11 protein-coding genes are annotated in these 12,369 nt (G+C 62.8%); 8 read left to right on the top strand and 3 right to left on the bottom strand.

Translation table 11 applies throughout. The features are described from left to right. Positions 1–425: 425 nt before the first annotated feature. From PDM28_RS14865 to PDM28_RS14845, 5 genes are all read left to right on the top strand, one after another. Positions 426–881: a hypothetical protein gene (locus tag PDM28_RS14865; RefSeq protein ID WP_311182628.1), complete on the top strand. Its 456-nt coding sequence runs from the start codon at positions 426–428 to the stop codon at positions 879–881. Between the two features lies 1 nt (position 882). Further along, complete coding sequence (locus tag PDM28_RS14860; RefSeq protein ID WP_311182627.1) at positions 883–1,608, top strand: hypothetical protein; 726 nt, start codon at positions 883–885, stop codon at positions 1,606–1,608. Positions 1,609–1,763: 155 nt separating this feature from the next. Next, entirely contained in the window at positions 1,764–2,117 is a 354-nt protein-coding gene (locus PDM28_RS14855; RefSeq protein ID WP_311182626.1) for a hypothetical protein, read from the top strand. Positions 2,118–2,176: 59 nt separating this feature from the next. Next, positions 2,177–2,500, top strand: coding sequence for a hypothetical protein (locus PDM28_RS14850; protein ID WP_311182625.1), 324 nt, complete (start codon positions 2,177–2,179; stop codon positions 2,498–2,500). A 45-nt stretch (positions 2,501–2,545) separates the two neighbouring features. Continuing rightward, complete coding sequence (locus tag PDM28_RS14845; RefSeq protein WP_311182624.1) at positions 2,546–2,725, top strand: hypothetical protein; 180 nt, start codon at positions 2,546–2,548, stop codon at positions 2,723–2,725. A gap of 1,211 nt (positions 2,726–3,936) precedes the next feature. On the opposite strand, the gene PDM28_RS14840 is transcribed toward PDM28_RS14845, so the two are convergent. From PDM28_RS14840 to PDM28_RS14830, 3 genes are all read right to left on the bottom strand, one after another. Further along, a complete protein-coding gene (locus PDM28_RS14840; RefSeq protein WP_311182623.1) occupies positions 3,937–4,443 on the bottom strand; it encodes a hypothetical protein in 507 nt (168 codons plus the stop codon). A 568-nt stretch (positions 4,444–5,011) separates the two neighbouring features. Next, a complete protein-coding gene (locus tag PDM28_RS14835) occupies positions 5,012–6,397 on the bottom strand; it encodes a sigma-54-dependent transcriptional regulator (RefSeq protein ID WP_102945225.1) in 1,386 nt (461 codons plus the stop codon). A gap of 64 nt (positions 6,398–6,461) precedes the next feature. Next, a complete protein-coding gene (locus PDM28_RS14830) occupies positions 6,462–8,075 on the bottom strand; it encodes a sensor histidine kinase (RefSeq protein WP_311182622.1) in 1,614 nt (537 codons plus the stop codon). Positions 8,076–8,351: 276 nt separating this feature from the next. On the opposite strand from PDM28_RS14830, the gene sucC reads away from it, so the two are divergent. The 3 genes from sucC to PDM28_RS14815 all read left to right on the top strand — a co-directional run bounded on the left by sucC (position 8,352) and on the right by PDM28_RS14815 (position 12,305). Further along, positions 8,352–9,521: an ADP-forming succinate--CoA ligase subunit beta gene (gene sucC, locus PDM28_RS14825; protein WP_070209517.1), complete on the top strand. Its 1,170-nt coding sequence runs from the start codon at positions 8,352–8,354 to the stop codon at positions 9,519–9,521. Positions 9,522–9,542: 21 nt separating this feature from the next. Then, entirely contained in the window at positions 9,543–10,418 is an 876-nt protein-coding gene (gene sucD / locus PDM28_RS14820; RefSeq protein ID WP_017356169.1) for a succinate--CoA ligase subunit alpha, read from the top strand. A 252-nt stretch (positions 10,419–10,670) separates the two neighbouring features. Further along, a complete protein-coding gene (locus PDM28_RS14815; protein ID WP_311182618.1) occupies positions 10,671–12,305 on the top strand; it encodes an NAD+ synthase in 1,635 nt (544 codons plus the stop codon). The last annotated feature ends 64 nt before the right edge of the window (positions 12,306–12,369 follow it).

Raw genomic sequence — 12,369 nt, 5'->3', positions numbered from 1 at the left:
TGGGTTCGTTGTCGCGCTACTTGATCGGCTAAGTCAAGTATGGGTCTTGAGTAGTGCGGATGGGTCGGGCACGCTGTACGTTGCCTCGGCTGCAGTTTTCACCGCAATCTCGATTGTCGCGCTCACTATCGGTATTGCGACGTTCGGTAAAGGCCGATCCTGCTAGATTCGATTGATGGGTAGGGTTGAACTGAGTACGTTACAACAAGAACGTTTAAGTGCCCCGCTGGTAGGATGCATTTGGAGCAGCGATGAGCTATCGGTCAAACTTCAATAATTGCCAATGTCCGCAGGACTGATCTTCGCAAAATTCCCGAAGCTGCTTGCTGTTGCGCGAGTTGTCAACGAGCAGGATTATTCGGCGGCTCCGGCTCAAGCACAGAGCGAATGAGCTGTAATCGAGTGCACAGTGCAAGGGAGCAGGTATGCGTAACGTAACGCCCGAGATGCACCGATTCAAAGAGGCAAGCAGGCATATCTGGAACCTGTACCTGATGCCGGGCGAGTATGTCCTGGATGTCGCTGTGGAGGAGTCGTTTCTCCGCATCGAGCGAGAGCTGCTTCGGAGCATTGTGCTCGACGGAAGCGATGCCGCAGATACCTACGGAGAGGGGCCCGTTGCAGGGTTGAGGGTTAGACCAAGGCTTCCATCCACCGAGGTCCCGATAAAGTTCGGAACCACCGCGGCGGACGGAAATTCCTATTGGGACAGTCCCAAGCTTGTTCCTGTCGAAGAACTGGATCAGATCGAGTTCATTGAATTCTTCGATTGGAGCCACTACGGCTACATTGACTACGGCATTGTCCGTGCCCTGGATCAACGTACCGGACGTCGGGTGCTTATAGACAACGTCAATTGTGATTTTTGGTGGACTGAGTGATATGCGCCCTAGTCGTCCCGACTACGTTGTTGACGCGAAAGCTGGGAATCCGCTGAAGGATGTAGCGCTCCATGACACGGCGCTGACGTCTGTGGAACTTGCGCTTGATCGGCTGATGTGCACGGTTGAGGTTGAGGGATCTGGCGGCCAGATGGCAGAGGGCGAGCGGGTGGTGATCACCTGCCAAGGTCTGCACTCGTTCTTCGCTTCGTTCAATTTGGCGGAGATGCTGGACAACGACTGGCCAGGCAACGTGCAGGATGGTCGCTATCATGAGAACGGCATCTTTCGTGTCTACTTGACAGGAGGGATGCTGGAGGCGGGTGCCGCTGCCCTGACGCTCGGTGATTCGGCTCCGTTGGAGCACGAGGCTCCCGGTGAAGGGGCGCACGTTGTGATTTCCGGATATCAGGCGTTGTATGCCGTTGACTTCGATTTTGGTTTTCTGGAACATCTCAGCGTGTCGCCAACGCTCGGCGCGATCACTGCTCATGTTCTGATGCGCGTTGCTGATCCTTCGTCTGAGCTTGTGCCTGCGGTTCTATCGTTCACCGGCGTGAAGTCTTGCAGTCTTAAGCTGGACGTTGCGGCCATGAAGGCGCCGGCCAGGTTTGGAAGCCTTCGGTCCCTGCGCATGAGCGTGAGGAGCCGGACCGTCTGGATGTATTGTTCGGAAGGGTTCGTTGAGGTGGTTGCTGATCAGGTGGTGCTGAGGAGGGCAGGGTAAAGGATGCTCTCTCTCTCCCTCTTTGTCGGCAACCTTTGCAGTCCGGGATACAGTGGTAGCCAGGCAGGGCCCGGCTCTACCAAGGCCATCGACGCTATGCCGGCTGCGTTGTCTGGTAATGGCTTCTCCAGGGAAAGGTGGGCAAGGAGGGTGCAGTGGAAGATGCTGATCAGATTGACCTTGACGATTCACTGCAAAATTGCCTCTTCTATTTTGAAGATGCTGCAAGAACCCTCGCTGCGGGTCCTGAACATGCCGTGCGGCAGTTCAAGGGTCACTTCGCAACGGCCTGGGAGCTTAGGCAAGAGATTCTGATTGGTGCGTCGCTCCTGGGCTGGAGTGGCGTTTCGGAGGCTTTGCAGTATCGGATAGAACTACTAGTTGCCCTAGCTACCAACCTTCCAATTGAGGCATGGGAGGGCAGCGACGCGAACGAGCTCTTTCATCCTGCTTGGGCTGATGTCAGAGGGGCGGCAAGCGTGTTTCTTGCTGAAAAGGGTGCAGAGTAGCTGGCCTGCTAAGAACCTCTAGCTTCAACTGAGAAAACCTTCAAAGAATACTGATGGCCATGGACGAACTCGTACCCGGACTTTTCTACGCCATGCTGGTCCACATGGTCAGTAGATCATGGGTGGTTCTCCTGGCGAAGCGAGAGTTAGACCGCACGGCGGGGGAGGCGTTGCTGGCTTCACTTCCCGTCATGCCGACGCGCGATTTGACAGTGTCGCGGGATGGCTTCCATGGGTGCATTGCCGTGATGAAAGAGCGAGGTGCTTCGAAGCTGATCACGGTGGTTTCTTTCGTTCACGTGGCTTCGCTCGCAGTTTTCATCCTGCTGTTGCTTGCGATCGGATTTGTGCCTTTGATTCAGCATTTTCTCGGCGCTGATTGAAAGGGGGGGATGTGGAGCGTGTCCGGAGCCACGTGGCGAAACTAGGTGTTCTCGGTCGTGGTGTTTGCGGCGAGCGCCATGGCATTTGCTGCTCTCTTGATTGCCTTCCTTGTTGTGCTGGCAGTCGCAGGTCTCGATGCAGCGGATGAAGTCTGGAGCGGAGTCTACCCCGTCGTTGCGTGGTTGATAGCGTTGATTGTTTGCGGCAAGTTCATGACCCGTTAGATGGGTACATGGCTGGCGGGCTCTGTGGTGGTACGCAGGCTGCGGTAGGGGAGCCGGGTGGAGCCCGGCTCTATCGCGCTGTGGTCTTCCGCCAGGTCAGTCTCGCTACTGCCGGCGCCTTCCGAGCGCCATTCGCATCAGGAGCGAAGCAGTCGTCGGTGCTCATGGCAGCCAGCTGGTGCCTCAGATGGCACTTATGGCTTTTCGCCACCTGCGGAGTGATTCCGATCAGTCACCTTGCCATTTGAGGAGTTTGTATGAAGTATCACGACGGCCAAGAAGTCTTACTCGGAGATCATGTCAGTCTTGGGGGAGGAATGGCAGGGAGTGTCGTTGCGGTAATCGATACCGGGGAGTACTCACAGGGTTACCTGGTCGAAGACTGGTCATATCTCCTGACGGGGGCATTGGTGGCCTCGCCTGAAGCGGGTCTAGTTCATTTTCCTGCTTCCGATCAAGACCTTGTTTTCATAAGTCGTGGATAGACGTTCTGTGGTGACGCTGCTGCCACGTTTGCCCTCGGCGATTAATGCCATACGTTGCGCATTGGGGCTGCCATGAAGAACGTCGCATCACAGATGCATCGTTTCAAGGAAGCAGCAGGCGTATCTGAGGGGAAGGTGAAGGGTGCTCGCTTTCTTTGTCGGCGCCCTTTGCAGTTCGGGCTTTAGTGGCAGCCGGGCAGGGCCCGGCTGTACCACGGGCATCGACGCTATGCCGGTTACCTTGTCTGGTGATGGTTTCTCCAGGGAAAGGCGGGTTAGGAGGATGCTGTGGAAGATGCGGATCAGATTGACCTTGACGATTCATTGCAAAAGTGCCTTTTCTGCTTTGAAGATGCCGCAAGAACGCTCGCTGCCGGTCCTGAGCTTGCCGTGCGGCAGTTCAAAGGACACTTCGCAACGGCTTGGGAGCTTAGGCAAGAGATTCTTATTGGTGTATCACTCCTTGGCTGGAGCGGAGGTTCGGAGGCTTTGCAGCGTCGGATAGAGCGACTGGTCGTCGTAGCTACCGCGCTTCCGAGTGAGGCGTGGGAGGGGAGCGATGCGAGCGAGCTCTTCCATCCCTCCTGGGCTAAGGTTAGGGAGGCGGCAAGCCTGTTTCTTGGGGAGAAGAACGCAGCGTAGCTGGCCTTGGTGATCAGCCGGGCAGAGCCCGGCTCTACCTCGCGGGGTACGGCGCGGGACTGCTGTGACCGGTTGAGCCCGACGTTACCGGGGGGCGAGGTACTTCTGCTGCAGCTCCCACCAGAACCACTGCGAGGTGCTGGCGAAGGGGGCTAGCCGCTCGGCCAGGTCCATGTCTACGTCGTAGTCGCCGGCCAGGAAGCATTCGGCCAGGTCCTGTGATACGCCGATGGCATGGGCGAAGTCTTGGGTTGAGGCGCCCATGGGGGCGAGGATGTGCTCGCGGACAAGCACACCCGGGTGTTCGTAGTGAATTGCATGTCCCGGCTTGGGTTCGTAGCGGTCCGCGATGTATTTTTCGAACGCGTTGCAGCGGCGCAGGCGGGGCTCTTTGGGTGGGTCCACCAGGTCGAAGATAAGCCGGCCCTCAACTGCTTGTACGGTTACCCTTGCACCAGGCTTGAACCCCGCGTTGTACAACCAGCTGCCGTGCGCGGCGATGCAGGGCACGAGGCCGCCGTCGAAGGTGTCCATCCAGGGGTAGGTGTGCGCACGTACGGTGTAGTGGCGCGGTTGTTCGGCCGTGGGCATGCCGAGCTCGGGAAACATGGGGGTGTGGCGTGATATGTGCATGGCGGTCCTCCAAGGGGAAATCTCCCTTGCCGGTAGGGCAAGGGAGCCGGGAGGTTCAAATCCGCGTGGATGCATGCGGCGTGGAGTATTTCCCCCGTTGAGGGGTCTTGTATTAGCCACCCTCCCGACATGGGACTTCCATAATTTTGCATCCACTAGGAGATTTGAAGCTCCGTGGCACACCTTGCGCGGCGATGCGTTGGATGACTAGTTGATTGTTTCTGTTGGTTTTGCGGGTTTCGATAGGCATTGCCTAACACGTGACGCAAGCAGCACGGGTTTTTGCGAAAGTGCGACGGAGTTGCGGTCAGGACGGGTTGTACACGTCATGCGGTTTGTTGCGTAGGGACACGCCGCGCGTGTCCAGCGGGGTGTCAGGTGGTGCGATGGCGGTTCGTTTGCGCGGAATCGGGCATTGCGCGGGACACGCATGGCGTGTCGCTACGCGGTTCGACCGTGGCAGGGGTAGTGACACGCCACGCGTGTCATGCGCGGTGCTAAGCGGCGCAACACTCCACCGCTTCCCTCAATCCATCCCCAACTTCTTCAACTTGTACCGCAGCGCCCGGAACGTAATCCCCAGCTGCGCGGCCGTCTTGGTCTTGTTCCAGCGGTTCTCTTCCAGTGCCTTCTGGATCGCAGTGCGTTCCATCTGCTCGATGTACGAAGGCAGCGCACCACTGCCCGCAGGTAGATCCACCACGGCCTCTTCATGGTGCGCAACCGCCGCACCGGTCTGCCGCGCAGCGCCCGGCTGCGGCAGGCGCAGGTCGCCCGCGCCAATACTGTCGCCCTCGGCCAAGGCAAGCGCACGCTCCAGAATGTTCTCCAGCTCGCGCACGTTGCCGGGGAAGTGATACGTGCCCATCGCTTCCAGCGCCGATGGCGCCAGCAGCGGGGTAGGGCGGCCATGCGTACGCGCCAAGCGGGCAAGAATCGAAGCGGCCAACTGCGGCAGATCACTACGGCGCTCGCGCAGCGGCGGCACCCGCAGCTCAATCACATTGATGCGGTAATACAGGTCATGCCGGAAGCGCCCGTCTTCCACCAGGTCGCCCAGGTCCTTGTGCGTGGCCGAAAGAATGCGCACATCCACCGCCACTTCCGTCGCCGAACCCACCGGGCGGATCGACTTTTCCTGGATCGCGCGCAGCAGCTTCACCTGCATCTGCAGCGGCAGTTCGGCTACTTCGTCCAGGAACAACGTGCCGCCGTGCGCGGCCTGGAACAGGCCGGGCTTGTCGGCATGCGCGCCGCTGAAGCTGCCCTTCTTGTGGCCGAAGAACTCGCTTTCCATCAGCTCGGACGGAATGGCGCCGCAGTTGACCGGCACGAACGGGCCGGAGGCGCGTGCGCTCTGGTCGTGGATGGTGCGTGCCACCAGTTCCTTGCCCACGCCCGATTCGCCCAGGATGTAGACCGGCGCCTGGCTGCGCGCGACCTTGCTGATGGTGGCGCGCAGGCCGTCCATTGCGATCGATTCGCCGAGCAGGCGGGCAGTGGTGTCGCTGGTGAGCGGCGGCGGGGCGGGGCGTTCGGTGTTGTTGAGTTCCAGCGCGTGCTTGACCAGACCGCGCAGCACGGCGATGTCCACCGGCTTGCTGACAAAGTCGAACGCGCCGGCCTTCAGTGCTTCCACCGCGAGGTCCATGCTGCCGAAGGCGGTGATCATGGCCACCGGGGTGCGCGGGTAGTTCTGGGCGATCTCGGTGACCAGCTCGATGCCGTTGCCGTCGGGCAGCCGCATGTCGGTGATGCACAGGTCGTAGGGGTTGCTGGCCAGCAGCTCGCGCGCTTCGGCGAGGTTGGCTGCGGTGCTGATGCGCAGGCCCATGCGGCCCAGGGTCAGTACCAGCAGTTCGCGGATGTCGCGTTCGTCGTCTACGACCAGGGCGCTGCGGTTTTCGTTCATATGGGGGGAAGATAGCCGAGAGCGGTTGATAACGACAAATACTTGACGCCTGCAGGGTAGCGCGTCATTGCGGCAGCATTGTGTGCGGGCCCAGCAGAACCAGCCGGAAGCACGCGCCGCCGGCCGGGACGGACACATATTCCAGGCTGGCCTGGTTGGCGCGGCACAGTTCGCGCGCGATGTAGAGGCCCAGCCCGGTGCCGTGTTCGGAGGTGGTGAAGAACGGCCGGAACAGCTGCTGGGCCACGCTTTCAGGAATGCCCGGGCCGCGGTCCATCACGTCGATCACCGCCGAGCGGTCCTGGCGGGCCACGCGCAGGCGCACCCGGGCCGGATCCTGGCCGGTGCGGCCGTACTTGAGGGCGTTGTGGACCAGCACGGTGAGGATCTGGTGCAGGTGGCGCGGGTCGACCAGGCCATGCACGGACGATTCGTTGATGATCGGTTCGATGCTGTCCGTTTCCAGGGTCAGGCTCTGCTTGTACTCCAGTACGAAGCGGCGCACGAAGGCGGCCAGGTCCAGGTTTTCCGGGTTGGCCCGCTCGCGCCGGGCCAGGCCGAGCACGCTTTCGACGATGCCGTTGGTGCGCTGGCACTGCTGGTGGATGATCTGCAGCAGGCGGCGGTCGGTGTCGCCGATGGCGGTGGACTCTTCCAGCAGCTGGGCGGCGTAGTTGATCGCGGCCAGCGGGTTGCGGATCTCATGGGCCAGGCTGGCCGAGAACCGGCCCATGGCCGAGAGGGTGAGCGACTCGGCGCGCCGCGAGACCACGCTGGAGTCGTCCAGGAAGATGATGGTGAGGTCGCTGCCGGCCAGCAGGCGGGCGAAGCGGGGCTGCACTTCGGGCTGGTCGGGCGAGAGCTGCAGCGGGGTTTCTTCGTTGCTCCAGCCGTTGCGCCAGCGCTGCAGGCGGCGGCTGAGGTCGGGGGCGGCGCTGCCCAGCTCGAGCTGGCCGGTGCCGCTGTTGCCTTCGTTGTCGCCAATCAGGGTGGAGGCCGCTTCGTTGGCCAGGGTGATGCGGTTGGCCGCGTCCACCACCAGCACGCCGGTGCGCATGCGGCGGATGATCAGCTCGTTGATCTGGAACAGGTTGGCCACTTCGTCGCCGCGCTGGTTGGCCAGCTGCTGGTTGCGGCGGGCGCGGTTGCCCACCTGGTAGCTGACGAAGGCCAGGGCCAGGAAGCTGGTGATGAACATGGCCAGCTCGGCCAAGGTGCGGGTGGGCTCGCCGGTTTCCAGCAGGTTCCAGACGTAGCCGCCGGCGGTGGCCGCACCGGCAATGAAGGCCAGTCCCATGCCCCAGGACAGCGGCAGCAGGGTGGCGGCGGCGGCGATGTTGAACAGCAAGGCCATGGACAGGCCGGCGCTGGCGCCGGGCAGGGCATGGGCCAGCAGCACGGTGGCGACGATGTCGATGAGCAGGCTGGTGACCACGGTGCGGCGCAGCCAGCGATCGTTGCGGCCGACCATGAGGATCAGCAGGGAGACCACCAGATAGCCCACGCTGACCACGCCGGCCAGTTCCGGATGGCTGGACTCGCCCACCAGGCCGCTCAACGGGCTGAACAGCAGCGCGGCGATGACCGCGGCGATCAGCACCCGGTACAGGGCGAAGAAGTACAGCTCCCGCTTCGGCAGGGACTCGATGCGGTCGATCAGTGAAGCGCTGGGTGACACGCCGGAACTCCCCTTCTGGCTGTCGGGTGGTGGTCCAGCCGGGCAGGGCCCGGCTCTACCGATGGTTTGGCCAGTATGGCCGGTTCCTGCGCAGTTTGCCCATTCACGACCCCGGGGGGCGGCCCGGGTGGGCCTCGCAACTGCCTGAATGGCGTTGGAAAACTGGCCGGGGCGGCTGCTGGGGGCCCGTGTCTTTGCGCCACGCGGCTGGGTCGTCCACAATAGTGGGCCCGCCGCGGTCCGTGCGTGCGGTCGTTCCTATTCCCACGGTGACGCATGAATTTCCACGAATACCAGTCAAAACAGCTGCTTGCCGAGTACGGCATTCCGGTCCCGGCCGGCAAGGTCGCAGCGACTCCCGATGAAGCGGTCGAAGCGGCCAACTCCCTGGGCCAGGGCCCCTGGATGGTGAAGGCGCAGATCCATGCGGGCGGTCGCGGCAAGGCTGGCGGCGTCAAGTTCTGCAAGACCACCGACGACGTCAAGGCCGCTGCGGCCAAGATGCTCGGCACCAAGATGGCCACCTACCAGACCGCGGGCGTTGAACTGCCGGTCAACCTGGTGCTGGTGACCACCGCCGGTGAGATCGTCAAGGAACTGTACCTGTCGGTGCTGGTCGACCGTGGCACCAAGACCATCACCTACATCGCCTCTTCGGAAGGCGGCGTGGAGATCGAGCAGGTTGCTGCTGAAACCCCGGAGCTGATCCACTCGCTCAACGTTGATTTCGTTGAAGGCGTGCAGGGTTACCACGGCCGCGATTTCGGCTTCAAGCTCGGCCTGACCGCCAAGCAGGCCGGCCAGTTCGCCAGCATCATGGTGAACCTGTACCGCCTGTTCAACGAAAAGGACCTGGCGCTGGTTGAAATCAACCCGCTGGCCATCCTGGACGACGGCAACCTGTACGCGCTGGATGGCAAGTTCGACAGCGACGACAACGCCGCGTTCCGTCAGAAGGCCCTGGTCGCCATGCGCGACAAGACCCAGGAAGACGAAACCGAAGTGACCGCTTCGGAGCTGGACATCAACTACGTCACCATGGACGGCAACATCGGCTGCATGGTCAACGGCGCAGGCCTGGCCATGGCCACCATGGACGTGATCAAGCTCAACGGCGGCGAGCCGGCGAACTTCCTGGACGTGGGCGGCGGTGCGAACAAGCAGCGCGTCATTGAAGCGTTCAAGCTGATCCTGTCCTCGGACAAGGTCGAAGGCATCTTCGTCAACATCTTCGGCGGCATCGTCCGCTGCGACATGATCGCCGAAGGCATCATCGCCGCGGTCAAGGAAGTGGGCGTCAAGGTTCCGGTCGTGGTGCGCCTGGAAGGCACCAACGTGGAAGAAGGCAAGCAGCTGCTGCGCGACAGCGGCATGGCCATCATCCCGGCTGACAACATCAACGACGGTGCCAAGAAGGTCGTCGAAGCTGTCAAGAACGCCGCCTGATCCGACACCGAAGGAAAAACAATGTCTGTTTTGATCAATAAGAACACCAAGGTGATCGTGCAGGGCTTCACCGGCCAGCAGGGCACCTTCCACGCCACTCAGATGATCGAGTACGGCACCCAGGTCGTTGGCGGCGTGACGCCGGGCAAGGGCGGCACCACCCATATCGACCTGCCGGTGTTCAACACCGTGGCCGATGCGGTGCAGAGCACCGGCGCCAATGCGTCGGTCATCTACGTCCCGCCGCCGTACGCGGCTGACGCGATCCTGGAAGCTGCGGCTGCCGGCATCAAGGTCATCGTGTGCATCACCGAAGGCATTCCGGTGCTGGACATGCTGCGCGTGAAGAACGTGCTGACCCGTTCGCATCCGGACACCGTGCTGATCGGGCCGAACTGCCCCGGCGTGATCACCCCGGGCGAGTGCAAGATCGGCATCATGCCGGGCCACATCCACAAGCCGGGCAAGATCGGCATCGTGTCGCGTTCGGGCACCCTGACCTATGAAGCGGTCAAGCAGACCACGGAAGTGGGCCTGGGCCAGTCGACCTGCATCGGTATCGGCGGCGACCCGATCAACGGCCTGAACTTCGTTGACTGCCTCAAGCTGTTCAACGAAGACCCGCAGACCGAAGGCATCATCATGGTTGGCGAAATCGGCGGCGACGCTGAAGAAGCCGGTGCCGAGTACATCAAGAACCACGTGAAGAAGCCGGTTGTCGGTTTCATCGCGGGCGCCTCGGCTCCGGCCGGCAAGCGCATGGGCCACGCCGGTGCGATCGCATCGGGCGGCAAGGGCACGGCAGAAGGCAAGTTCGCCGCCATGGAAGCCGCCGGTGTTGTCACCGTCCGCTCCCCGGGCGACCTGGGCGCCGCCATCGCAAAGCTGGTGAAATAAGGTAGCGCCGACTGTCGTCGGCTGGTACCGCGCAAAACGCCGCCTTCGGGCGGCGTTTTGCTTTCTGCGGCCGGCACCGCCTGGGCCGGCCAACGGCCGGCGCTACCGATGATTCCTGTTTGGCCCGGCCTACGGCGATGGTCCCTGTGCGCTGGTAGCGTCGGCCGTTGGCCGACCCAGGCGGTCCGACACCGTTCGTCCCGGTTAAACCACCAGCGTTACAATGGGTCACTGCATCCACAGGCCGCACCCATGACCTCGATCCGCATTGCGATGGCTCAGTTCGATTTCCCGGTGGGGGCGGTCGAGCGCAATACCGACACCATCATCGAGATGATCGCCGAGGCGCGCGATGAGTTCGGGGCGGAGCTGGTGGTGTTCCCGGAACTGGCGATCAGCGGCTACCCGCCGGAAGACCTGCTGCTGCGCCCGCGCTTCCTGTACGACTGCCAGCAGGCCATGGCCCGCATTGCGGCCAGCACCAAGGGCATCACCGCGGTGGTCGGCTGGCCCGAGGCCACCGGGGCGGTGGTGTACAACGCGGCCAGCGTGCTGCGCGACGGCAAGGTGCTGCACACCTACCGCAAGCGCGAGCTGCCCAACTACGCGGTATTCGACGAGCGCCGCTACTTCGACATCGACCCGGATGGCGGCAGCTGCGTGTTCGAGCTGAAGGGCGTGCCGGTGGGCGTGCTGGTCTGCGAGGACCTGTGGTTCCCCGAACCGCTGGCCGACACCGTGCGCAATGGCGCCGAGCTGGTGGTGATTCCCAACGCCTCGCCCTATGAGCGCGGCAAGCACGCCCAGCGCGATGCGCTGCTGGCCGAGCGAACCCGCGAAAGCGGTGCGGCGCTGCTGTACGTGAACATGGTGGGCGGGCAGGATGCGCTGACCTTCGACGGCGCCTCGGTCGTGGCCGATGGCGACGGCACCGTGCACCCGGCGGCGGCGGCCTTTACCGACCAGTGGCTGGTAGTGGACTACGACGCCGAGAGCCGCCGCTTCCTGCCGCGCGAGTGGATGGACGACGGCGACGAAAGCATGGACGCGCTGGCTTGGCGCGCGGTCACCCGGGGCATTCGCGATTACTGCGGCAAGAATGGTTTCAAGAAGGTGTGGCTGGGCCTGTCCGGCGGCATCGACTCGGCGCTGGTGCTGGCGATGGCGGTGGATGCGCTGGGCGCGGACAACGTCACGGCGGTGCGGCTGCCGTCGCGCTACACGGCGGACATGTCCAACGACCTGGCCGCCGAGCAGTGCCGCGCGCTGGGCGTGAAGCTGGAAGCGGTGTCGATCGAGCCGGTCTTCGAAGGCCTGATGACCGCGCTGGGCCCGATGTTCGAAGGCCAGGCAGCGGATGTTACCGAAGAGAACCTGCAGTCGCGCGCGCGCGGCGTGATCCTGATGGCGCTGTCCAACAAGTTCGGCGGGCTGCTGCTGACCACCGGCAACAAGAGCGAGTACGCGGTGGGTTACGCCACCATCTACGGCGACATGTGCGGTGGCTACGCGCCGTTGAAGGACCTGTACAAGACGGAAGTATTCGGCCTGTCCAAGTGGCGCAACACGGTCGGCGGCGCCCCGGTGATTCCGCCGGCGGTGATCTCGCGCCCGCCATCGGCCGAGCTGCGTGCCAACCAGACCGACCAGGACTCGCTGCCGGCCTACGACGTGCTGGACGGCATTCTGTACCGTTATGTGGACCAGGAGCAGTCGCGCGAGGAAATCGTGGCCGCAGGCTATGCCGCCGAGGTGGTCGACCGCGTGCTGCGCCTGGTACGCACCAGCGAGTGGAAGCGCCACCAGGCCGCACCGGGGCCGAAGGTCTCGCGCCGCGCGTTTGGGCGTGAGCGGCGCTATCCGATCACCAACGGCTACAAGGGCTGAGCGAAACGCGAAAGCGGCTCGGCGGAGGCTGGATAAAGTCAGGGGTTCCTCTCACTGGAGCCTG

Origin of the sequence: Stenotrophomonas aracearum (assembly GCF_031834615.1) — a bacterium.
GTDB lineage: Bacteria > Pseudomonadota > Gammaproteobacteria > Xanthomonadales > Xanthomonadaceae > Stenotrophomonas > Stenotrophomonas aracearum.
The sequence above is the reverse complement of the archived record's forward strand: the minus strand, read 5'-3'. Positions and strand labels throughout refer to the sequence as shown.